This window comes from Blastococcus sp. CCUG 61487 (assembly GCF_005222955.1).
In the GTDB taxonomy this organism is placed as follows: Bacteria; Actinomycetota; Actinomycetes; order Mycobacteriales; family Geodermatophilaceae; genus Blastococcus.
The window spans coordinates 25239-45648 of the sequence record NZ_LWUA01000268.1; the positions used below are offsets into that span (position 1 = coordinate 25239).

Genomic DNA, 20410 nt, shown 5'->3' on the forward strand with positions numbered 1-20410 from the left:
AGCCCGTCGAGGGCCCGGCTCCCCAGGGAGTCGGGCCCTCGGCCGTTCCGGGTCACGCCAGTGGCGGTCGTGGCGGTTGGGAACGGTCGCACCCGACACGCTGACGCGCCGTTCCGGCGTCTGCGAAGATGTGCCGCATGAGCGACCCCCGCCACGATCTGCCGATGCACGAGGCCCAGCACTCGTTCGACGTGGTGCTGCGCGGCTACGACCGCAGCCAGGTCGCCGACACGATCGAGCGGCTGGAGGCCGACTTCCGCATCGCGCTCGCCGACCGCGACGCCGCCGTCGCCCGCTCGGCGGACCTGGCCGGTCAGCTCTCGGCGATGCACAACGAGATCGAGGCGCTGCGCCGCAAGGCCGCCACCGCCTCCGCGCCGACCTTCGAGAACATCAGCGAGCGCATCCAGCACATGCTGCAGCTCGCCGAGGAGGAGGCCGGCGAGATCCGCAAGGCCGCCGAGGTCGAGGCGCAGGCCGTGCGCGAGCAGACCGCCGCCGAGGAGCGCGCGCTGCTCGAGCGGCACGCCGCCGGGCAGGCCGAGGTCGAGCGGATGATCGCCGAGGCCCGGCAGAACGCCGACCAGATCATGCAGAAGGCGCAGCAGCGCGCCGACGAGCTCGTGGCCAAGGCCCAGGAGCGGGTCGCCCGCCTGGACGCGGAGTCGCAGGCCCGCCGGGCGAAGGTCGAGGAGGACTTCGACATCGCCCAGCGCGCCCGCCGCGCGGAGGCCGCCCGGGTCGAGGAGGAGCGCGAGCGCGTCTCCACCCAGGCCGCCCGGCAGCGGATCGCCGCCGCGGAGCAGCACGCCGCCCAGCTCATCGCCGAGGGCGAGGCGAAGGCCGAGGCGATCCGCGGCGTCCGCGACGAGCTCACCTCCCGGCTGGTGGCGGCCCGTCGCCTGCTGGACGGGCTCCCCGACCTCACCGATCGTCCGGAGTCGGAGGAGGCCGCCGAGTCCGGCGAGAGCGAGCGCCCCCAGCCCGCGGCGGAGGCGACGCAGAAGCCCGAGACGACCCAGAAGCCGGAGACGACGCAGCCCGCGGCGGCGCAGTCCGGCCAGGAGCCTGCTCCCCAGCCGGCCGCCCAGGCCGCACCGCCCGCCCGGGCCGAGGCCACGCCGACGCGCCAGCTGCCGCTCCCCTCCCGGCAGGGTGGCCAGGAGCCTGCGGGTGCGACCGCGGCTCCCGCCGGCGGTCCCGCCACGCAGGCCATCGACCAGCCCACCGGGCGGGGCCGCTCCTGAGGGGAGCTGCCCGGCGCGGGGTGACCACCCTGCTCCTGGCGGTGGTCGCCGCGCTCCTGCTCGGTCAGGGAACGGCGGCAGCCGACGAGCCGGGGCGGCTGCGGATCGCGCACCTCTCCCCCGACACACCTGCCGTCGACGTCGCGCTCACGCCGGCACCGGCGTCGGGACCGGCCGCGGACCCGGGGCCCGACGTCGCCACCGCACTGCAGTACGGCGACGTCGGCGAGTACCTCGAGCTCGCCGCCGGCGCCTACGCGGTCAGCGTCCGTCCCGCGGGCAGCCCAGCAGACACGTCTCCGGCGCTGTCCACCCGCGTCCAGCTGCCGGCCGGCGGCGTCCGCACCCTGGCGCTCTCGGGTCCGTTCGCCGACCTGGCCCTGACCGAGCTGACCGACGAGCCGGCACCCGCCGGAGCCGCCACCGCACGGGTCCGGGTCGTGGCGGCCGCCGCCGGCGCACCCGTCGTCGACGTGGCGGTCGACGACGGCCCCCTGCTGGCCGCCGACCTGGCCTTCCCCGGCGCCGGTGACCACGTCCTCGTCGACGCCGGGCCGCTGACGCTGCGGCTCGCCGGAGGTGGTACCGACACCACCGTGTCGCTCGATCTCGAGGCCGGGACCGTCGTCAGCCTCCTGGTGGTGGACGCTCCGGACGGAGGGCTCACGGTGCAGCCGGTCGTCGACGCCGCCGCGCCGGCGAGGGTGCCCGTCGGGGGCGTCGAAGCCGGTGGTGGCCTGCCGTCCTCCGCGTCGACTGCGGAAGGTGCCGTGCCCGCCGTGCCGCTCGCCGCGGCGCCGGCGGTCCCGGTGCGGCTGCGGATGCCCGCGGTCGGCATCGACGCGTCGGTGGCACCCACCGGGCTCGGCGCCGGCGGCGACCTGGCGGTCCCGGCCGCGCCGGAGCTGGCCGGCTGGTACGCGGGCGGACCGGCCCCGGGTGAGCGCGGGCCGGCGGTGCTCACCGGGCACGTCGACTGGGGCGGGCTGCCGGCGGTGCTGCACGGGCTGGCGGGAGCAGCGCCGGGCGACGAGGTCGTGGTCGACCGGGCCGACGGGACGAGCGTGCGGTTCACGGTCACCCGCGTGGCGCAGGTGCCGAAGACCGCCTTCCCGACCGGGGACGTGTACGGACCGGTCCCGGGAGCCGAGCTGCGGCTGATCACCTGCGGCGGGCGGTTCGATCGGGCGACCGGCAGCTACGCCGACAACGTCGTGGTGTTCGCCCGTCTCGGTTAGCGACGGCGGTCGCGCGCCCGCCAGCAGGTGGCGTGCCAGTGCCGCCGCCAGTCCGCCGCGGACTCGGTGTCCCAGGGGTCGAGGTCGGAGTCGCGGGCGTAGGCCGGCCAGGTCACCAGGTGCGGCGTCCCCGGGCGGATCTCCTGGTCGCAGCCGGGACAGCGGTAGGTCTTGGTCGCGCCGGAACCGGTGAGCGTGCGCACGACCCAGTCGCCGTCACCGGCCTCCTCGACCGTCTCGACGCGCCGCGCCGGCTCGCGACCACCAGGTCGTGAGCCGGCGCGGGGACGGCGTCGAGGCACCCGTCAGCGGCTGCTGTAGTCCCAGAAGCCGCGACCGGTCTTGCGACCGAGGTACCCGGCGGTGACCAGGTGCTCGAGCAGCGGCGCGGGCGCCAGGGCCGGGTCGCGGAACTCGGTGTGCAGCTCCTGCTCGATGGCCAGCGACACGTCGTTGCCGACGACGTCGAGCAGCTCGAACGGCCCCATCGGGTAGCCCAGCCCCGCCTTCACGGCGGTGTCGATGTCGGCGGCGGAGGCGTAGTGCGCCTCGAGCATGCTCACCGCGTCGTTCAGGTACGGGAAGAGCAGCGCGTTGACGATGAAGCCCGCGCGGTCGTTGCACGACACCGCGACCTTCTTCAGCTTCGCCGAGACCGCGTGCACGGTGGCGGCCACGTCGGGAGCGGTGGAGACGGTGGAGACCACCTCAACCAGCTTCATGACCTGGGCGGGGTTGAAGAAGTGCATGCCGACGACGTCGGCCGGGCGGCCGCTGGCCTGCGCGCACTTGATGACCGGCAGGCTCGACGTCGTCGTGGCGAGCACCGCGCCGGCCTTGGCGATCCGGCCGAGGTCGGCGAAGAGCGCCTCCTTGACCGGCAGCGACTCGACGACGGCCTCGATGACCAGGTCGACGTCGGACAGCGCCTCCACCGAGGTGGCGCCCTTCACGCGGCCGAGGACCTCGTCGCGCACCGACTCCTCGAGCCGGCCGCGCTGCACCTGCTTGTCCAGGGACTTGGCCAGGGCCTTCTCGACGTTGGCGACCTTCTCGTCGGACCGCGCGATGAAGGTGACGTCGTAACCGCCCTTGGCGACGACCTCGATGATGCCGGTCGCCATGGTGCCGGAGCCGACGACGCCGACGGTCTGGACCGGGCGCGCGCCCTCGGCGGCCCCGCCGGGCGTGGGCGTCGAGGCGTCGGCGACGACCTCGGCCGAGCCGGCCTCGGCGTAGGTGTAGAAGCCGCGGCCGGACTTCTGGCCCAGGACGCCCGCGGTCGTCATCTGCTTGAGGACGGGGCTCGGGGCGTGCAGCCGCTTGCCCGACTTCCGGTGCAGCGCGTCCAGCACGTCGTAGGTGGTGTCGACGCCGATCTCGTCCACGACCTGCAGCGGGCCCTTGGGCAGGCCGCAGCCGAAGCGCATGGCGGCGTCGATGTCCTCGCGGCTGGCGTACTTGTTCTCGAACATCGAGACCGCGTGGTTGAGGTAGCCGAACAGCAGCGCGTCGACGATGAAGCCGGGCTCATCGCCGACCGTCACCTGGACCTTGCCGAGCCGCTCGGCCAGCGCCTGCGCGTCCTCGACGGCGGCGGCGTCCGCGATGGCGGTGCGCACGACCTGAACCAGCTGGGCGTCCTTCGCCGGGGTGGCGAAGTGCAGGCCGACCACCTTGCCCGGCCGGCCGGTCGCCACCGCGAGCTCGGTGACCGAGAGGCTCGAGGTGTTGGTCGCGAGCACGGTGTCCGGGCCGCAGACCTTGTCGAGCTGCGCGAGGATGCCGGCCTTCAGCTCCGCGCGCTCGGGCACCGCCTCGACGACCAGCTCGGCCGCGGCGAGGTCGTCCAGCGACGTGGTGAAGCGGATCCGGCCGAGGACGGCGTCCTTCTCCTCACCGGCGGACCGCTCGATCGCCGCGCGGGCGCGAGCGACGGCCTCGTCGCTGACCTCGACCGCCGTGACCGACAGGCCCGCCTGGGCCAGTACCTCCGCGATGCCGGCACCAGCGGTGCCCAGCCCCACGACGCCGACCTCGTTCAATTCCCTGGCCACGCTGCCATCTCCTCCACCGTCGGTGATCGCCGGTGAGTCTCTCACCCTCCGGTGGCCGGACTCGCAGGGTGGCTCAGAAGAGGCGCTGGGACGGGTCGTCGGTGCCCTTGAGGACGGCGTAGTCGACGGTCACGCAGTCGATGCCGCGATCCTGCGCCAGCACCCGGGCCTGCGGCTTGATCTCCTGCGCGGCGAACACGCCCTTGACCGGCGCCAGCAGCGGATCGCGGTTGAGCAGTTCGAGGTAGCGGGTCAGCTGCTCCACGCCGTCGATCTCCCCGCGACGCTTGATCTCCACCGCGACGGTCGTACCGGACGCGTCCCGGCACAGCAGGTCGACCGGCCCGATGGCGGTCGGGTACTCGCGGCGCACGAGCGACCAGCCGGCGCCGAAGGTCTCCACGTGCAGCGCGAGCAGCCGCTGCAGCTCCGCCTCCACGCCGTCCTTCTGCAGGCCCGGGTCGACTCCCAGATCGTGGGAGTGGTCGTGGTGGACCTCGTCGATCGTGATGATCAGCTGCTCGCCGGCCTTGTTGGTGACGGTCCAGGTGCCGGTGCCGTCGACGAGGTCGTCCTTGAGCGTGCAGGGCGGCGTCATCCAGTTCAACGGCTTGTAGGCGCGGTCGTCGGCGTGGATGGACACCGACCCGTCGGCCTTGACCAGCAGCAGCCGGGTGGCCATCGGCAGGTGGGCGGTCAGCCGCCCGACGTAGTCGACGGAGCAACGAGCGATCACCAGGCGCACGGGCGCCGACGGTACCTGCTCGGAACCGAGGGCCGCGGTGCGACGTCCTAGGGGCATGGCGACCCTGCGGACCATCCGGACCACCGCGGTCCTCCTGCTGCTGTGCGGCCTGGCCGCGTGCGCGGAGCCACCCGGGCCGCTGCGCGTCGAGCCCCCGGCGACGCCTTCCGACGACCCGGGAGCGCTGGTGCTCCGGGTGCAGCAGGTCGGCGGCTACACCCCGCCCGGCGCCGACGCCGCCCGGCTGCCCGTGGTCAGCGTGTACGCCGACGGTCGCGTGTTCGGGCTGGGGCCGGTCGCGGCGATCTATCCCGGGTTCGCCTGGCCGAACCTGCAGGTGCGCCAGGTGCCCGTCGAGCAGGTGCAGGCGCTCGTGGACCGGGCGCTCGAAGCGGGGGTGGGCGACACGGGCGACCTCGGATCACCGCCGCTGGCCGACGTTCCCACCACCCGCTTCACGCTGGTCACCGCCGAGCAGCGGTTCGTGCGCGAGGTCTACGCGCTCGCCGAGGGCGCCGACGGCGAGGGGCTCACCGAGATCCAGCGCGCCGCCCGCGCGGACCTGCAGTCCTTCCTCGACGAGCTCGTGGAGGTCGCGCAGCCCTACGACGGCTCCCCCGAGGTCTACGAGCCGGCGGCGATCGCCGCGGTCGTCCGGCCCTGGACCGCGCCCGAGGACGACGGGTCCGGACTCGAGTACGGAGGGGCACAGCGCTGGCCCGGGCCGCCGCTGCCCGGCGAGCCGATCGGGCCGGACGTGCACTGCCTGGTGGCCACCGGCGAGGAGGCGACGGCGGTGCGCACGGCGGCCGACCGGGCGAACGAGCTCACCCGGTGGGAGGCGGCCGACGGGACGACGTGGTCGGTCACCTTCCGGCCGCTGCTCCCGGACGAGGCGACCTGCGGCGACCTGACCGGCTGACCCGACGGGCGGTCGGACTCGGCTCGAGCATCAGTCCGGCCAGACGGGTGGGCGCTTCTCCAGGAACGACGCCATCCCCTCACGCGCTCCCGGGAGCTGGCTCGCCGCGGCCATGACCTCGATCGCCGTCGCGTAGGCGTCGCGCTCCGGTCGGTCGAGCTGGGCGTACATCGTCTGCTTGCCCCAGGCCTTGCTCGCCCGCGAGCCGCGGGTCGCCCGGGCCATGAGGTCGTCGACGGCGTCGTCTAGCTGGTCGTCGGGCACCACCCGGTTCACCAGGCCCCAGTCCAGCGCCGTCCGCGCGTCGATCACGTCGCCGGTGAGCGCCAGCTCCATCGCCCGCTTCCGTCCGACGTTCCGCGCGATCGCCACCATCGGGGTGTGGCAGAACCAGCCGCCCTTGCCGCCGGGCGCGGCGAAGCCGGCCGACTCCGCCGCGACCGCCAGGTCGCAGGAGGCGACCAGCTGGCAGCCCGCCGCGGTGGCCAGCGCGTGGACACGGGCGATGACGACCTGCGGCACGTCCTGGATCGTCTGCATCAGCTCGGTGCACAGCCGCAGCAGGCTGCGCACCTCGGGCAACGGCCTGCCGGAGACGTCGGCGAAGTCGTGGCCTGCGCTGAACACCGGGCCCTCCCCACCCAGCACGATGCCCGCCACGTCGGTCCGCCCGGCCTCGGTGACCGCGGCCAGCAGCTGGGTCAGGTGCTCGCGGGAGAGCGCGTTGCGGCGCTGCGGCCGTGCCATCGTGATGCGGACGACGTCGCCGTCGCGCTCTACCCGGGGTGCGCCGTCAGCCATGGGCCGACGCTACCGACCTCAGGCCGGCTGCGGCACCTGCTCCGAGAGGCCGTTGGCCTCGCGGATCACGTCGACCACCGTGCCCATGATGTCGGTCAGCCCGAAGTCCTTGGGCGTGAAGACACGGGCGACGCCGAGCTCGCGCAGCCGGCGCGCGTCGCTGTCGGGGATGATCCCGCCGACGACCACGGGGACGTCGTCCAGGCCGGCCTGCTTCAGCCCGTCGAGGACCGCCGGCACCACCTGCAGGTGCGAGCCGGAGAGCACCGACAGCCCGACGACGTGCACGTCCTCCTCGACGGCCGCCGAGACGATCTGCGACGGCGTCAGGCGGATGCCCTGGTAGATGACCTCGAACCCGGCGTCGCGGGCCCGCACGGCGATCTGCTCGGCGCCGTTGGAGTGCCCGTCGAGGCCGGGCTTGCCGACCAGGAACCGCAGGCGGCCCCCGAGCTCCTCACCGGTGAACCGGACGCGGTCGCGGATCTCGACGAGGGTCTGGTCGGCCTCGCCGCCCCCGGTCGCCGCGGCGACCCCGGTGGGCGCCCGGTACTCGCCGAAGACCTCGCGCAGCACCCCGGCCCACTCCCCCGTCGTCACCCCGGCACGGGCGCAGTCGAGGGTGGCCTCCATGAGGTTCTCGTCGGTCCCTGCGGCTCGGCGCAGCCGCTCGAGGGCCGCGTCCGCCTTCGCCTGGTCACGCTCGGCGCGCCACTTCTTCACCGCCTCCTGGGCGGCCTGCTCCACCGCGGGATCCACGGTCATGATCGCGGTGTCCAGGTCGGCGGTGAGCGGGTTGGGCTCGGTGGTCTCGAACTTGTTGACCCCGACGACGACGTCCTCGCCGCTCTCCATCTTGCGGCGCCGCTCGGCCAGCGAGGCCACGAGCTGGCCCTTCATGTAGCCGGACTCGACGGCGGCCACGGCGCCACCCATCTCCTCCACCCGCGCCATCTCGGCGCGCGCGCCCTCGATCAGGTCGGCCACCTTCTTCTCGACCACGACCGACCCGGTGAACAGGTCCTCGTACTCGAGCAGGTCGGTCTCGTAGGCCAGCACCTGCTGCAGCCGCAGCGACCACTGCTGGTCCCACGGCCGGGGCAGGCCCAGCGCCTCGTTCCAGGCCGGCAGCTGCACGGCGCGGGCACGGGCGTCGCGGGACAGGGTGACGGCGAGCATCTCCAGCACGATGCGCTGGACGTTGTTCTCCGGCTGCGCCTCGGTCAGCCCGAGGGAGTTGACCTGCACGCCGTAGCGGAACCGGCGGTGCTTGGGGTCCTGCACGCCGTAGCGCTCCTTCGTCAGCTCGTCCCAGAGCTGGGTGAAGGCGCGCATCTTGCACATCTCCTCGACGAAGCGGACGCCCGCGTTGACGAAGAATGAGATGCGCGCGACGACCTCGCCGAACTTCTCCTGCGGCACCTGGCCGGAGTCGCGCACCGAGTCGAGGACGGCGATCGCGGTGGAGAGGGCGTAGGCGATCTCCTGCTCCGGCGTCGCCCCGGCCTCCTGCAGGTGGTAGCTGCAGATGTTGGTCGGGTTCCACTTCGGCATGGCCGTCACCGTGTAGGCGACCATGTCGGTGATCAGCCGCATCGAGGGCGCCGGCGGGAACACGTAGGTGCCCCGCGACAGGTACTCCTTGATGATGTCGTTCTGCGTCGTCCCGGCGAGCTTGCTGACGTCGTGCCCGTGCTCCTCGGCGACCGCCTGGTAGAGCGCGAGCAGCCACATCGCGGTGGCGTTGATCGTCATCGACGTGTTCATCTCGTCGAGCGGGATGCCGTCGAACAGGGCCCGCATGTCCCCGATGTGGGTGACCGGGACACCGACCTTGCCGACCTCGCCGACGGCCAGCTCGTCGTCGGGGTCGTAGCCCGTCTGCGTCGGCAGGTCGAACGCCACCGAGAGGCCCGTCTGCCCCTTGGCGAGGTTGCGCCGGTACAGGGCGTTGGACTCGGCCGGCGAGGAGTGGCCGGCGTAGGTGCGCATGACCCAGGGACGGTCGCGCTCCGACGGGTTCGATGGGAACGGCATAACCGCGGAGTCTAGGGCCGGGCCAGGGGAGGCGTTGCCTCCGCCGGGGTGACATGACCGGTGGCACACTCGAACGCGCTAAGGACCCCGTCGGGGAGGAAGCCGTGAGCGGAGGGCTCGGGCCGATCCTGGTCGTCGCCGTCGTCCTCGCCGGACTGGCGCTGCTGACCCGCTGGGCCTTCGGGCCCGGGTACGGCCGCGGCACCCCTCCGGCGGAACGCTCCGACGACGGACTGCTGGTGCCGGTCGCGACGGTGTCGTCGCCGGAGACGGCCCGCGCGCTGCGGGCGGTGCTCTCCGATGCCGGGATCCGCTCGACGCAGCGCACCCACCCCTCGCGGCGGACCGACGTGCTCGTCTTCCCGGACGACGCCGCCCGCGCCGGCACCCTCGCCGCCGGCTTCGGGGGTTAGTCGGGCCGGCGGGTCCGCTCCACCTGCACGCCCAGTCCGCGCAGCTGCTCGACGAAGCGGGGGTAGCCGCGGTCGACGTGGTGCACCTCCTGCACCTCGGTGACCCCGTCGGCGACCAGCCCGGCCAGGACCAGACCCGCGCCCGCCCGGATGTCGGTGGCCACCACGGGCGCGCTGGAGAGCCGTTCCCGGCCGCGGACGACGGCGTGGTGGCCGTCGATGCGCACGTCGGCACCGAGCCGCACCAGCTCGTTGACGAACATGAACCGGCCCTCGAAGACGTTCTCGGTGATCAGCGCCGTCCCCGTGGACACGGCGGCCAGCGCGACGGCCATCGGCTGCAGGTCGGTCGGGAACCCGGGGAAGGGCAGGGTGACGACGTCGACCCCGCGCGGCCGCTCGCTCATCGCGACCCGCAGGCCCTCGGGCAGCACCTCGACCGTGGCGCCGGCGTCGGCGAGCTTGTCCAGCACCACCCGGAGGTGGGTGGCGACGGCCCGCTCGATGACGACGTCGCCGCGGGTCATGACCGCGCCGATCGCCCAGGTGCCGGCGACGATCCGGTCGGGGACGGTGCTGAACGTGACGGGCCGGAGCTCGTCGACGCCGTCGACCGTGAGCGTCGAGGTGCCCGCGCCGTCGATGCTCGCGCCCATCGCGGTGAGCATCGCGCAGAGATCCACGATCTCCGGCTCGCGCGCGGCGTTGTCGATCACCGTGGTCCCCCGCGCCAGCACGGCGGCCATCAGCAGGTTCTCGGTGGCGCCGACCGAGGGGAAGTCCAGCCAGATCGAGGTGCCGGTCAGCCGGGGCGCGGTGGCGACGAGGAAGCCGTGCTCGCTGATGATCGTGGCGCCCAGCCGCTCGAGCCCCGCGATGTGCATGTCCAGGCCGCGCGAACCGATGGCGTCACCACCGGGCAGGGCGACGCGGGCGCTGCCGCAGCGCGCCACCAGCGGCCCCAGCACGCTGATCGACGCTCGCATGCGGCGGACCAGGTCGTAGTCGGTCTCGGTGGAGGGCTGCTCCGGCACGTCGACGACCAGCCTGCCGCCCCCGCCCTCCGACGGCGCGTACTCGACGCCGCAGCCCAGCCGGCGCAGCACCTCGCTCATGATCGTGACGTCGAGGATGTCGGGGACCTCGTCGATCGTGCTCCGGCCCGGTGACAGCAGCGCCGCGGCCATGAGCTTCAGCGCGCTGTTCTTGGCCCCGGTGACCCGGACCCGCCCCGACAGGGCGGTTCCGCCCGACACCTCGAAGCACTCCACCGGGTCAGCCTAGGCTTCCGGCATGACGGTCCGGCTGACGCGCATCTACACGAAGACCGGCGACGCCGGGCAGACCCACCTCGGCGACATGAGCCGGGTGTCCAAGACCGACCCGCGGCTCGTCGCCTACGCCGACGTGGACGAGACCAACAGCGTCCTCGGGACGGCCCTGGCGCTGGGCTCCCCCGAGCCCGGGCTCGCCGATCTGCTGCGCGGCATCCAGAACGACCTCTTCGACGTCGGCGCCGACCTATGCACGCCGGTCACGCCCGACCCGGAGTACCCGCCGCTGCGGATCACCCCGGCCTACACCGAGCGGCTCGAGGCCCTCTGCGACGAGTACAACGAGACGCTGACCAAGCTCAACAGCTTCATCCTCCCGGGCGGCACCCCGCTCGCCGCGCTGCTGCACCAGGCCCGGGTGGTCGCCCGGCGGGCCGAGCGCAGCGTGTGGGCGCTGCTGGCGGCGGACGAGGCGGACGGGCAGAGCGGTCGCACCAACGACGAGACCGCGCGCTACCTCAACCGGCTCTCCGACCTGCTGTTCATCCTCGCGCGGGTCGCCAACCCCGGCGGCGACATCCTCTGGGAGCCCGGCTCTCGACAGTGATGGAACGGCCGCCCTTCAGGGGCCCGCGCCGAGCGTGCGAGGCGTGGGGGGAAGGGTGGTCCTTCTCCTAGCGGACCGGCGGGGCGCTCTCCACCCAGGAGAGGAAACCGGTGACGGTCGAGGGGTCCATGGCCAGCTCGCGGGGCCCCTCGGCCGTGGAGCACGACAGGACGACGACGTCGTCCGGGAGCGGCAGGTCGTCGCGGCCGGCCGCCCGCTGACCTGTGACGGCGAACTCCGACCGACCCAGCCGGTGCGTCGGGCGCACGGACAGGGAGAGCGCCCGGTACCAGAGCAGCGCGTCCCCGCCGTACCAGGCGACCCCCACCGACCAGCGGGAGGCGCCGGGCGTGCGCAGCCACATCGTGACCGCCCCCAGCCCGGAGAGCAGGAACCGTCGGCGGAGCAGGAAGACGACCGCGACCAGGACGAGCACCAGCCCGGCGAGGACCAGGAGCGCGGTCGTCACGGGGCGGTCCTGGTCGCTGCGGGGTGAGCCGGACGGGTCAGGCGGTCTCGCCGGCGGCGCGCAGCCGGGACTGCGCCCGCCGGGCCGCGGCCACGGCCTCGGCGTCGTCGTCCGCGGACTCGGCCCGGCGCAGCGCCTCGCGGGCGCGCTCGACGTCGATCTCGGTGGAGATCTCCGCCGTCTCGGCGAGGATCGACACGCCGTTCTCGGTCACCGACAGGAAACCGCCGTGCGCGGCGACGACGAGGTCCTCACCGGACTCCGTGCGAATCGTGACGACGCCACCGGCGGCGAGTTCACCGAGCAGCGGCGCGTGGCCGGGCATGACGCCGAGCTCGCCCTCGGTCGTGCGGGCGATGACCATCGTCGCCTCGCCGGACCAGATCTTGCGCTCGACTGCCACCAACTCGACCTGCAGGGTCGCCACGACACTCCTCGGATCCACGGACGGACGCCCCACTGTATAAGGACGCCTCCGCCCCGGTCCTGGCGGGCTCGGACGCGTGGGGGGAAGGGTGGTCCTTCTCTCAGGCGGCGCGGCGGTACAGCAGGGTGAAACGGCCCACCCGCACCCACGGGTGGCGCACGGTGGAGGCCGGCGCCCACTCGCCGAGGTCGAACGGCGGAGCGGTGAGCGGCTCCGGACCGTGCGGCGGCCAGGTCCAGACCTGCTCCTCGGCAGGTTGCCGGTGCAGCGTCGCGTTCGCATCCACGTGGCGGACCCCAGGGACGGCGTCCGCCGATCGGACGCACTCCTGAGATGGTCGGCACGGGCGGCCGACCTCTGCAGGCTGTGACCTGAGAAACACACGGTCGGGTGACACGAACGCCGACGGCCGGGCCTCCCCGGAGGGAGACCCGGCCGTCGACGTGAGCTACTGGTCGGCCCCGCTGCAGGGACCCGCGCTGAGCTTGCGAAGCGTGGGGGGCAGCGGGGTCCTTTTACTGCTTCTTCAGCTTGTCGGCGTTGCGCTCGAGGTCCTCGAGGCCACCGCACATGAAGAAGGCCTGCTCGGGCACGTGGTCGTACTCGCCGTCGGTGATGGCCTTGAACGCCTGGAGCGTCTCCGACAGCGGCACGAACGAACCCGGCTGCCCGGTGAACGCCTCGGCCACGAACATGTTCTGCGACAGGAAGCGCTCGACACGGCGGGCCCGGTTCACGGTCACCTTGTCCTCTTCACCGAGCTCGTCGATGCCGAGGATGGCGATGATGTCCTGCAGCTCCTGGTAGCGCTGCAGCACCCGCTTCACCGTCTGGGCGATGTCGTAGTGCTCCTGGCCGATGTACTGGGCGTCGAGGATCCGGCTGGTGGAGTCCAGCGGGTCCACGGCCGGGTAGATGCCCTTCTCCGAGATCGGCCGGGAGAGCACCGTCGTCGCGTCCAGGTGGGCGAACGTGGTGTGCGGCGCGGGGTCGGTGATGTCGTCGGCGGGCACGTAGATCGCCTGCATCGAGGTGATCGACCGGCCACGGGTCGAGGTGATCCGCTCCTGCAGCTCGCCCATCTCGTCGGCCAGGGTCGGCTGGTACCCCACGGCCGAGGGCATGCGGCCCAGCAGCGTGGAGACCTCGGACCCGGCCTGGGTGAACCGGAAGATGTTGTCGATGAAGAGCAGCACGTCCTGGTTCTGCTCGTCGCGGAAGTACTCGGCCATGGTGAGCGCCGAGAGCGCGACCCGCAGACGGGTGCCCGGCGGCTCGTCCATCTGGCCGAAGACCAGCGCGGTGGCCTCGATGACGCCGGACTCGGTCATCTCGGTGATGAGGTCGTTGCCCTCGCGGGTGCGCTCGCCGACTCCGGCGAACACGGACACACCACCGAACTCCTGGGCGACCCGGCGGATCATCTCCTGGATGAGCACCGTCTTGCCGACGCCGGCGCCGCCGAACAGGCCGATCTTCCCGCCCGCCACGTAGGGGGTGAGCAGGTCGATGACCTTGATGCCGGTCTCCAGCATCTCGGTGCGGCCCTCGAGCTGGTCGAACCGCGGCGCGTTCCGGTGGATCGACCAGTGCGGTGCGTCCGAGCCGTGGCCGGGGGTGTCGAGGCACTCCCCGAGGGCGTTCCAGACGTGGCCCTTGGTGACGTCGCCGACGGGCACGCTGATCGGGCGGCCGCTGTCGATGACCTCCGCACCACGGACCAGGCCGTCGGTCGGCTGCATCGAGATGGTGCGGACGATCCCCTCACCCAGGTGCTGGGCGACCTCGAGGGTGAGCTTCTTGCTGAGGTCGGCGAGAGTGACGTCGACGTTCAGGGCGTTGAACAGGTCGGGCATCGCGTCGCGCGGGAACTCGACGTCGACGACCGGCCCGGTGACCCGCACGACACGGCCGGCGGCCTGCGTCTGCGAGGTGGTCGGACGGTCCTCGGTGACGGTCATCTGTACTGCTCTCCTGCCCTCGGGCTTGTGCTTGGTGGGTGTCGTGGGGGGCGGGTCAGTCGCCCGCGTTGGCCGAGACCAGCGCGTCGGCACCGCCGACGATCTCGCTGATCTCCTGCGTGATCTCCGCCTGACGGGCCTGGTTCGCCTGCCGGGACAGGTTCTTCGCCAGCTCCTCGGCGTTGTCCGAGGCCGACTTCATCGCTCGGCGCCGCGACGCCGACTCCGAGGCCGCAGCCTCGAGCATCGCCGCGTAGATCCGCGTGGTGACGTACTTCGGCAGCAACGCGTCGAGCAGGCCCTCGGCCGAGGGCTCGAACTCGTAGGACGGCGCGATGGCGTTGTCGGCAGGAGCCTGACCCGACTCCCGCGCCTCGCGCTCGTAGTCGAACTCCTCGACCTCCTCGACCTCCAGCGGAGCCATCCGCTTGGCGACCGGGACCTGCGAGAGCAGCGACCGGAACTCGGTGTAGACGATGTGCAGCTCGTCCACGCCCTGGATGCCGTCGGCCCCGGCGCCGTCCTCGTCGTCGTCCTCCCCGGCGGTGAAGACGTCGATGAGCACGCGACCGACCTCCTGGGCGTCGACGTACCCGGGCTGCTCGGAGAAGCCGGTGAAGGTCTGCTCCATCGGGCGGTCGCGGAAGGAGTAGTAGGTCTCCCCCTTCCGGCCGACGACGTACAGCACCGGCTCCTTGCCCTCCTGCCGCAGCAGGGAGAGCAGTTCCTCGGTGCGGCGCAGCACGTTCACGTTGTACGAGCCGGCGAAGCCGCGGTCGGAGGTGATCACCAGGACCGCCGCCCGGCGCGGGTTCTCCCGCTCGGTGAGCAGCGGGTGGTCCAGCGACGCCGACGAGGCCAGCGCCGACAGCACGCGGGTGATCTCCCGGGCGTAGGGCTTGGACGCCTCCACCCGGGCCTGGGCGCGCACGATGCGGGCACCGGCGATCAGCTCCTGCGCCGAGAAGATCTTCTTCGTCGACTGCGTGGAGCGGATGCGGCGCCGCAGCGCGCGGAGCGAGGCAGCCATCGGGTCAGGCCTTCTTCTTGACCTGGACGGTCTCCTGGCCGCGCTCCGAGGCGTCCATGGCCTCGGCCTCGGGCTCGTTCAGCTGGAGCGACTCGCCCTCGGACGTCGTGAACTGGCCGTAGAAGCTCTCCACGGCCCGCTCGAGTGCGGAGACCGCGTCGTCGCCGAGCGCCTTGGTCTGCCGGATCCCGTCGTAGATGCCGTTGTCACCACGGCCGACGAAGTCCAGGAACTCCGCCTCGAACCGGCGGACGTCGCCGACCGGCACGCGGTCGAGCTTCCCGGTGGTGCCCAGCCACAGCGAGACGACCTGGCGCTCCACCGGGAACGGCGAGTACTGGCCCTGCTTGAGCAGCTCCACCAGGCGCTGCCCGCGCTCCAGCGTGGCGCGGCTGGAGGCGTCGAGGTCGGAGCTGAACGAGGCGAAGGCCTCCAGCTCGCGGAACTGGGCGAGGTCCAGGCGCAGCCGGCCGGCGACGGACTTCATCGCCTTGATCTGCGCGGAGCCACCGACCCGGGACACCGAGATGCCGACGTTGATCGCGGGCCGGACACCGGAGTTGAACAGACCGGTCTCGAGGAAGATCTGCCCGTCGGTGATCGAGATGACGTTGGTCGGGATGTACGCCGACACGTCGTTGCCCTTGGTCTCGACCAGGGGCAGCCCGGTCATCGAGCCGGCACCCATGTCGTCCGACAGCTTCGCGCAGCGCTCCAGCAGCCGGGAGTGCAGGTAGAAGACGTCGCCGGGGTAGGCCTCGCGGCCCGGCGGACGGCGCAGCAGCAGCGACACCGCGCGGTAGGCCTCGGCCTGCTTGGACAGGTCGTCGAACACGATCAGGACGTGCTTGCCCTCGTACATCCAGTGCTGGCCGATGGCCGAGCCGGTGTAGGGGGCGATGTACTTGAAGCCCGCGGCCTCCGAGGCGGGGGCGGCGACGATGGTCGTGTACTCCATCGCGCCGGCCTCCTCGAGGGAGGAGCGGATCGCCGCGATCGTCGAGCCCTTCTGGCCGACGGCGACGTAGATGCAGCGGACCTGCTGCGCCGGGTCACCGGTCGCCCAGGCCTGCTTCTGGTTGATGATCGTGTCGATCGCGATCGCGGTCTTGCCGGTCTGGCGGTCGCCGATGATGAGCTGGCGCTGGCCGCGGCCGATCGGGGTCATGGCGTCGATGGCCTTGATGCCCGTCTGCAGCGGCTCGTGCACCGACTGGCGCTGGACCACCGTCGGCGCCTGCAGCTCCAGCGCGCGGCGACCGGTGGTCTCGATGGCGCCACCGCCGTCGATGGCGTTGCCCAGCGGGTCGACGACGCGGCCGAGGTAGCCGTCGCCGACGGGGACCGAGAGGACCTCCCCGGTGCGGCGGACCTGCTGGCCCTCCTCGATCCCGGCGAAGTCACCCAGGACCACGACACCGACCTCGCGGACGTCGAGGTTCAGGGCCAGCCCGCGGACGCCGCTCTCGAACTCGAGCAGCTCGTTGGTCATGACCGAGGGGAGACCCTCGACCCGGGCGATCCCGTCACCGGCCTCGGTGACCCGCCCGACCTCCTCGCGGGAGACGTCGGGGCGGTACTCGGTGACGTAGTTCTGGATGGCACTGCGGATCTCGTCTGCGGAGATCGTCAGCTCGGCCATGTCTCTGGTCCTCTTCCCTGCGGGTTGTCGATGAGTGCGAGTCGATCAGCCGGCCAGCCGCCGGCGGGCGGCTTCCAGCCGATGGGCGATGCTGCCGTCGATGACCTCGTCGCCCACCTGGACGACCAGGCCGCCCAGGACGGCGGGGTCGACGGTCACCTGCAGCCCGATCGGGCGGCCGTAGATCCGGGTGAGCACCTCGGTCAGGCGCTGCTCCTGCGCGCCGGTCAGCGGCGCCGCCGACGTCACGTGGGCGACCGAGCGGCCGCGACGGCGGCTGGCCACCTCGGAGAGCCGCTCGATGGCGTTCTCCGCCTGCCCGACGTTCGACGCGGTGAGCACGTTGCGCAGCAACTGCTCGGTGACCGGGCTGACCCGGCCGGCGAGGAGCTGGTCGAGCAGCGCACGCTTGCCCTCGGTGGGGGCCGACCTGTCGCTGAGGATGCGGGCGAGCTCCTGGTCGGCGGCGACGATGCGCCCGAACCGGAAGAGCTCGTCCTCCACCGCGTCGAGCTCGCCGCGCTGGTCGGCGGCGTCCAGGGACGCCTCCGTGGCCACGGTGACCGCCGCGTCGACCAGGTCGATCGGGTAGGACCACCGCTGCCGCGCGATCGTCTCGACGAGGTCCAGCGCCGTCGAGGAGAGCTTCCCCTCGAACAGCCGGCGCACGAGCTGGGCCCGCTCCTCGGGCTTGCGCGAGGGGTCGGCCATCGCCCGGCGCAGGGAGAGCTGGTCGTCCAGCACCCGCGCGACGGCGAACAGCTCGTCGGCGAGCGCCAGCAGCTCCGGCCCGGTGGCCGCAGGACGGGTCAGCTCCTCCAGGCGCTCGCGCACCTGGATCGTCGCCGACCTGGTCGAGGCCTCCATCAGCGGTTGCTCTCGCCCGCGGGGACCGCCCCGCCCTGGCCGTTGCCGGCCGCGGACATGCCGTCGAGCTCCGCGAGGAAGCGGTCGACGGTGCCGCTGCGACGGGCGTCGTCGGCCAGCGACTCGCCGACCACCCGGCCGGCCAGGTCGACCGCCAGCGTGCCGATCTGCCCGCGCAGCTCCTGGACGATCTGCTGGCGCTGGGTGGCCAGCTGCTCCTCGCCGCGGGCGACGATGCGAGCCGACTCCTCCTGCGCCTGGGCGCGCAGCTCCTCGAGGATCTGCTGCCCCTCGGCGCGCGCGGCGTCGCGGATCTGCGCCGCCTCCTCGCGCGCCTCGGCGAGCTGGGCGCGGTACTGCTCGAGCGCAGCCTTCGCCTCGGCCTGCATGACCTCCGCGCGCTCGATGCCGCCCTCGATCGCCTCGCGGCGGGCCTGGAAGACCTGCTCGAAGCGGGGTGCGACGAACTTGACCACCACGAACAGCACGATCGCGAAGGCGATCAGGCCGATGATGATCTCGCCGACGGGCGGTACCAGGACGCTCTGTTCCGCGGCCAGGATGTTCATGCTCTCAACGTCCCTGTCTGGAATCGGTGGTCGTCACGCGGGATGCGGACGACTCAGGTGCCGTAGACGAGGGGGGCGACGAAGCCGATGAGGGCCAGCGCCTCGGCGAGGGCGAAGCCCAGGAAGGCGTAGGTACGGGTCAGGCCGGCGGACTCCGGCTGACGGGCGGTCGCCTGGATGTAGGCGGCCCACACCAGACCGACACCGATGCCCGGGCCGATCGTGGCGATGCCGTAGCCGACCGAACCGATGCTGCCCTGGAGCTCTGCGAGAACCTCGATCATTGCGGGGTGTTCCTCCTGTGTCGTCGCCCGGCGGTCACCGGGCGGCTGGCGGGTGGTGCGGTGGTGCAGTACGAGGGGCGGCCGCGGAGGCCACCGGGTCAGGTCAGTGCGCGGCCTCGACCGAGCCGTTGAGGTAGGTCCCCATCAGCATCGTGAAGACGTAGGCCTGCAGGAAGATGACCAGCAGTTCGAAGAACGTCATCGCGATCGCCATCAGCGCGGAGATCGGTCCGAAGACGGCGGAGAAGTTGCCCACCTGCAGCAGGTACACCGCGCCGAGGGAGAACGTCACCAGCAGCATGTGGCCGGCGAACAGGTTGGCGAAGAGTCGGATCGCCAGCGTGAAGGGCCGGACGACGAAGTTCTGCAGCAGCTCCAGCGGCGTGATGAGGACGTACATCGGCTTGGGGACGCCGGGCAGGAACATGATGTCGCGGAAGTACGGCCACAGGCCCTGGTTCTTGATGCCCACCGCGATGTAGACGGCCCAGCAGATCAGGGCCAGGACCAGCGGGAAGGCGAACTTCGACATCGGCGAGATCTGGGCGAACGGGATGATCGCCATCAGGTTGTTCGCGAGGATGAAGAAGAAGAGCGCGGCGAGGAACGGCGCGAACGGGAGCCCCTTCGGGCCCACCACGTCGCGGGCGATGCCGTCCCGTACGAACGAGTAACCCGACTCGCCCAGGAACTGCATCTTGCCCGGCACGATCTGCGGGTTGCGCACCGTCGCGATCAGGAAGGCGACCACCGCGAAGGTCGCGATCCAGAGCAGCAGCGTGATCCGGGTGATCTCGAACTCGATGCCGAGGATCGAGGGGCTCCAGAGCACCTTGGGGAAGAACTCCCCGATGCCGGGGGGCGTGAAGCCGTCACCGGAGCCGCTCGCCGCGGCGAGGACGTCGCCGAGCGCGTGGGCGCTGGAGGTCACCGTTGTCCCTTCTGCGTCCTGGACCGGCTACCTCGCCCGCCCGGGGTGTGGCTGCTCCGCGACCCGGGGTGTGGATCGACGGCTCCGTACTTGACGACGACCACGTAGATCGCCACCGCGATGCCGAGGATGACGCCGACCGGGAAGAACACGCGCGTGTCCCACCACTGGTCGAGCAACCAGCCGACCCCGCCCCACACGGCCATCCCGGACAGCAAGGTCCCGGTGACTCCCCAGCCCATGTCAGCACCACTGGGCTGACGAGGCCGGTGTGTCGGGCGCGATCGGGCACCCCCGTCCCCGGGCATGTCCTCGGCCATCGGGACGGACACTATCAGCCGCCCACCGGGGCTGATCCGGGTACGGGTCAGCGCCCGCTCCCCGTGCCGGGGGGCGGCGGGGGCGGGACGTAGTACAGCTGGCGGGTCCAGACCCACCGGAGCTGCACGACGCTCCACAGCAGCGCGCCGACGACCACCGACCAGGCGAGCGCCCGGCGGTCCGGCCAGCCGTCCTCGGGCAGCGCCTGCAGCACCCCGAAGAGCACCGTCGCCTTGACGAGGAACGCGAGCAGCGCGGCCGGCAGCGTCAGGGTGTCCCCGATCCGGCCCGCCCAGGCGACCACCAGCCCGGAGACGACGAAGAAGGCGGTGACGATCACGGCGCCGGCCAGCACCCCCGCAGCGGCGTCCCACCCCGCCACCAGGGCCGTGACGGGCGCGGCCACGGCGGTGACCGCGGCGGTCGCGAGCGCCCCCACCCGGAGGAACGAGACGTCCCAGGGTGTCTCCGTCCGGTCCGGGCCCCCGCCGGCCGCGCTCACCGGAGCACCTGCCGCGCGACGCCCGCCGCCGGCTGCACCTCGGCCTCGGCCTCGGCCGGAGCGGCC

23 protein-coding genes are annotated in these 20410 nt (G+C 72.6%); 5 read left to right on the top strand and 18 right to left on the bottom strand.

Annotation, left to right across the window (positions count from 1 at the left end; translation table 11 throughout):
• Positions 1-137 precede the first annotated feature (137 nt).
• Both A6V29_RS17540 and A6V29_RS21075 read left to right on the top strand, forming a co-directional pair.
• Positions 138-1247: a coiled-coil domain-containing protein gene (locus tag A6V29_RS17540; RefSeq protein WP_137161500.1), complete on the top strand. Its 1110-nt coding sequence runs from the start codon at positions 138-140 to the stop codon at positions 1245-1247.
• Between the two features lie 20 nt (positions 1248-1267).
• Positions 1268-2485: a class F sortase gene (locus A6V29_RS21075; RefSeq protein ID WP_170977939.1), complete on the top strand. Its 1218-nt coding sequence runs from the start codon at positions 1268-1270 to the stop codon at positions 2483-2485.
• On the opposite strand, the gene A6V29_RS17555 is transcribed toward A6V29_RS21075, so the two are convergent.
• From A6V29_RS17555 to nucS, 3 genes are all read right to left on the bottom strand, one after another.
• The gene (locus A6V29_RS17555) at positions 2482-2787 is read right to left on the bottom strand and encodes an Rv1322 family protein (protein ID WP_137161501.1); all 306 of its coding nucleotides are present in this window, start codon (positions 2785-2787) and stop codon (positions 2482-2484) included. The two genes, A6V29_RS21075 and A6V29_RS17555, sit on opposite strands and share 4 nt — an antisense overlap.
• Before the next feature lie 3 nt (positions 2788-2790).
• Positions 2791-4542 carry a 3-hydroxyacyl-CoA dehydrogenase family protein gene (locus A6V29_RS17560; protein WP_137161502.1) on the bottom strand — a complete coding sequence of 584 codons (1752 nt, stop codon included), beginning with the start codon at positions 4540-4542 and terminating at the stop codon, positions 2791-2793.
• Between the two features lie 73 nt (positions 4543-4615).
• Complete coding sequence (gene nucS, locus A6V29_RS17565; protein ID WP_137161503.1) at positions 4616-5287, bottom strand: endonuclease NucS; 672 nt, start codon at positions 5285-5287, stop codon at positions 4616-4618.
• Between the two features lie 55 nt (positions 5288-5342).
• On the opposite strand from nucS, the gene A6V29_RS17570 reads away from it, so the two are divergent.
• Positions 5343-6209: a hypothetical protein gene (locus tag A6V29_RS17570; protein WP_137161504.1), complete on the top strand. Its 867-nt coding sequence runs from the start codon at positions 5343-5345 to the stop codon at positions 6207-6209.
• 30 nt (positions 6210-6239) lie between these two features.
• Here the strand turns inward: A6V29_RS17570 and A6V29_RS17575 are convergent, their stop codons facing one another.
• Positions 6240-7010, bottom strand: coding sequence for an enoyl-CoA hydratase-related protein (locus A6V29_RS17575; RefSeq protein ID WP_137161505.1), 771 nt, complete (start codon positions 7008-7010; stop codon positions 6240-6242).
• A gap of 18 nt (positions 7011-7028) precedes the next feature.
• Complete coding sequence (locus tag A6V29_RS17580) at positions 7029-9047, bottom strand: ethylmalonyl-CoA mutase (protein ID WP_137161506.1); 2019 nt, start codon at positions 9045-9047, stop codon at positions 7029-7031.
• 104 nt (positions 9048-9151) lie between these two features.
• On the opposite strand from A6V29_RS17580, the gene A6V29_RS17585 reads away from it, so the two are divergent.
• Positions 9152-9460 carry a hypothetical protein gene (locus A6V29_RS17585; RefSeq protein WP_137161507.1) on the top strand — a complete coding sequence of 103 codons (309 nt, stop codon included), beginning with the start codon at positions 9152-9154 and terminating at the stop codon, positions 9458-9460.
• Here A6V29_RS17585 and murA read toward each other — a convergent pair.
• Positions 9457-10731: a UDP-N-acetylglucosamine 1-carboxyvinyltransferase gene (murA, locus tag A6V29_RS17590; protein ID WP_137161508.1), complete on the bottom strand. Its 1275-nt coding sequence runs from the start codon at positions 10729-10731 to the stop codon at positions 9457-9459. The genes A6V29_RS17585 and murA overlap by 4 nt on opposite strands.
• 22 nt (positions 10732-10753) lie before the next feature.
• Here murA and A6V29_RS17595 point away from each other — a divergent pair, with 22 nt between their 5' ends.
• On the top strand, positions 10754-11341 hold the full coding sequence (locus A6V29_RS17595; protein WP_137161509.1) for a cob(I)yrinic acid a,c-diamide adenosyltransferase: 588 nt from the start codon (positions 10754-10756) through the stop codon (positions 11339-11341).
• A 67-nt stretch (positions 11342-11408) separates the two neighbouring features.
• On the opposite strand, the gene A6V29_RS17600 is transcribed toward A6V29_RS17595, so the two are convergent.
• The 12 genes from A6V29_RS17600 to A6V29_RS17655 all read right to left on the bottom strand — a co-directional run bounded on the left by A6V29_RS17600 (position 11409) and on the right by A6V29_RS17655 (position 20344).
• Positions 11409-11810: a DUF2550 domain-containing protein gene (locus tag A6V29_RS17600; protein WP_137161510.1), complete on the bottom strand. Its 402-nt coding sequence runs from the start codon at positions 11808-11810 to the stop codon at positions 11409-11411.
• Between the two features lie 37 nt (positions 11811-11847).
• On the bottom strand, positions 11848-12237 hold the full coding sequence (locus A6V29_RS17605; protein ID WP_137161511.1) for a F0F1 ATP synthase subunit epsilon: 390 nt from the start codon (positions 12235-12237) through the stop codon (positions 11848-11850).
• Positions 12238-12337: 100 nt separating this feature from the next.
• Positions 12338-12523: a hypothetical protein gene (locus A6V29_RS17610; RefSeq protein ID WP_137161512.1), complete on the bottom strand. Its 186-nt coding sequence runs from the start codon at positions 12521-12523 to the stop codon at positions 12338-12340.
• A gap of 229 nt (positions 12524-12752) precedes the next feature.
• Positions 12753-14198, bottom strand: coding sequence for a F0F1 ATP synthase subunit beta (gene atpD / locus A6V29_RS17615; RefSeq protein ID WP_137161513.1), 1446 nt, complete (start codon positions 14196-14198; stop codon positions 12753-12755).
• Between the two features lie 55 nt (positions 14199-14253).
• Complete coding sequence (locus tag A6V29_RS17620) at positions 14254-15228, bottom strand: F0F1 ATP synthase subunit gamma (protein WP_137161514.1); 975 nt, start codon at positions 15226-15228, stop codon at positions 14254-14256.
• A gap of 4 nt (positions 15229-15232) precedes the next feature.
• A complete protein-coding gene (gene atpA / locus A6V29_RS17625; protein ID WP_137161515.1) occupies positions 15233-16870 on the bottom strand; it encodes a F0F1 ATP synthase subunit alpha in 1638 nt (545 codons plus the stop codon).
• A 45-nt stretch (positions 16871-16915) separates the two neighbouring features.
• Complete coding sequence (locus A6V29_RS17630) at positions 16916-17737, bottom strand: F0F1 ATP synthase subunit delta (protein WP_137161516.1); 822 nt, start codon at positions 17735-17737, stop codon at positions 16916-16918.
• Positions 17737-18306: a F0F1 ATP synthase subunit B gene (locus tag A6V29_RS17635; RefSeq protein WP_137161517.1), complete on the bottom strand. Its 570-nt coding sequence runs from the start codon at positions 18304-18306 to the stop codon at positions 17737-17739. Before A6V29_RS17635 ends, A6V29_RS17630 begins: the two co-directional genes overlap by 1 nt.
• 53 nt (positions 18307-18359) lie before the next feature.
• Positions 18360-18590: an ATP synthase F0 subunit C gene (gene atpE, locus A6V29_RS17640; RefSeq protein ID WP_212719555.1), complete on the bottom strand. Its 231-nt coding sequence runs from the start codon at positions 18588-18590 to the stop codon at positions 18360-18362.
• Positions 18591-18693: 103 nt separating this feature from the next.
• Positions 18694-19521, bottom strand: a complete 828-nt coding sequence (atpB, locus tag A6V29_RS17645; RefSeq protein WP_137161518.1) for a F0F1 ATP synthase subunit A — start codon at positions 19519-19521, stop codon at positions 18694-18696.
• Positions 19518-19763 carry a hypothetical protein gene (locus A6V29_RS17650; protein ID WP_249933317.1) on the bottom strand — a complete coding sequence of 82 codons (246 nt, stop codon included), beginning with the start codon at positions 19761-19763 and terminating at the stop codon, positions 19518-19520. Before A6V29_RS17650 ends, atpB begins: the two co-directional genes overlap by 4 nt.
• Before the next feature lie 125 nt (positions 19764-19888).
• Positions 19889-20344 carry a Cg1360 family ATP-synthase-associated protein gene (locus tag A6V29_RS17655; protein WP_137161520.1) on the bottom strand — a complete coding sequence of 152 codons (456 nt, stop codon included), beginning with the start codon at positions 20342-20344 and terminating at the stop codon, positions 19889-19891.
• Positions 20345-20410: the final 66 nt, after the last annotated feature.

Excerpts from the sequence above, each read along its gene's own strand:
- A6V29_RS17540 (WP_137161500.1), top strand. The coding sequence starts at position 138 with ATGAGCGACCCCCGCCACGATCTGCCGATGCACGAGGCCCAGCACTCG.
- A6V29_RS17570 (WP_137161504.1), top strand. The coding sequence starts at position 5,343 with ATGGCGACCCTGCGGACCATCCGGACCACCGCGGTCCTCCTGCTGCTG.
- A6V29_RS17575 (WP_137161505.1), bottom strand. The coding sequence starts at position 7,010 with ATGGCTGACGGCGCACCCCGGGTAGAGCGCGACGGCGACGTCGTCCGC.
- A6V29_RS17580 (WP_137161506.1), bottom strand. The coding sequence starts at position 9,047 with ATGCCGTTCCCATCGAACCCGTCGGAGCGCGACCGTCCCTGGGTCATG.
- A6V29_RS17595 (WP_137161509.1), top strand. The coding sequence starts at position 10,754 with ATGACGGTCCGGCTGACGCGCATCTACACGAAGACCGGCGACGCCGGG.
- atpD (WP_137161513.1), bottom strand. The coding sequence starts at position 14,198 with ATGACCGTCACCGAGGACCGTCCGACCACCTCGCAGACGCAGGCCGCC.
- A6V29_RS17620 (WP_137161514.1), bottom strand. The coding sequence starts at position 15,228 with ATGGCTGCCTCGCTCCGCGCGCTGCGGCGCCGCATCCGCTCCACGCAG.
- atpA (WP_137161515.1), bottom strand. The coding sequence starts at position 16,870 with ATGGCCGAGCTGACGATCTCCGCAGACGAGATCCGCAGTGCCATCCAG.
- A6V29_RS17630 (WP_137161516.1), bottom strand. The coding sequence starts at position 17,737 with ATGGAGGCCTCGACCAGGTCGGCGACGATCCAGGTGCGCGAGCGCCTG.
- A6V29_RS17635 (WP_137161517.1), bottom strand. The coding sequence starts at position 18,306 with ATGAACATCCTGGCCGCGGAACAGAGCGTCCTGGTACCGCCCGTCGGC.
- atpE (WP_212719555.1), bottom strand. The coding sequence starts at position 18,590 with ATGATCGAGGTTCTCGCAGAGCTCCAGGGCAGCATCGGTTCGGTCGGC.
- A6V29_RS17650 (WP_249933317.1), bottom strand. The coding sequence starts at position 19,763 with ATGGGCTGGGGAGTCACCGGGACCTTGCTGTCCGGGATGGCCGTGTGG.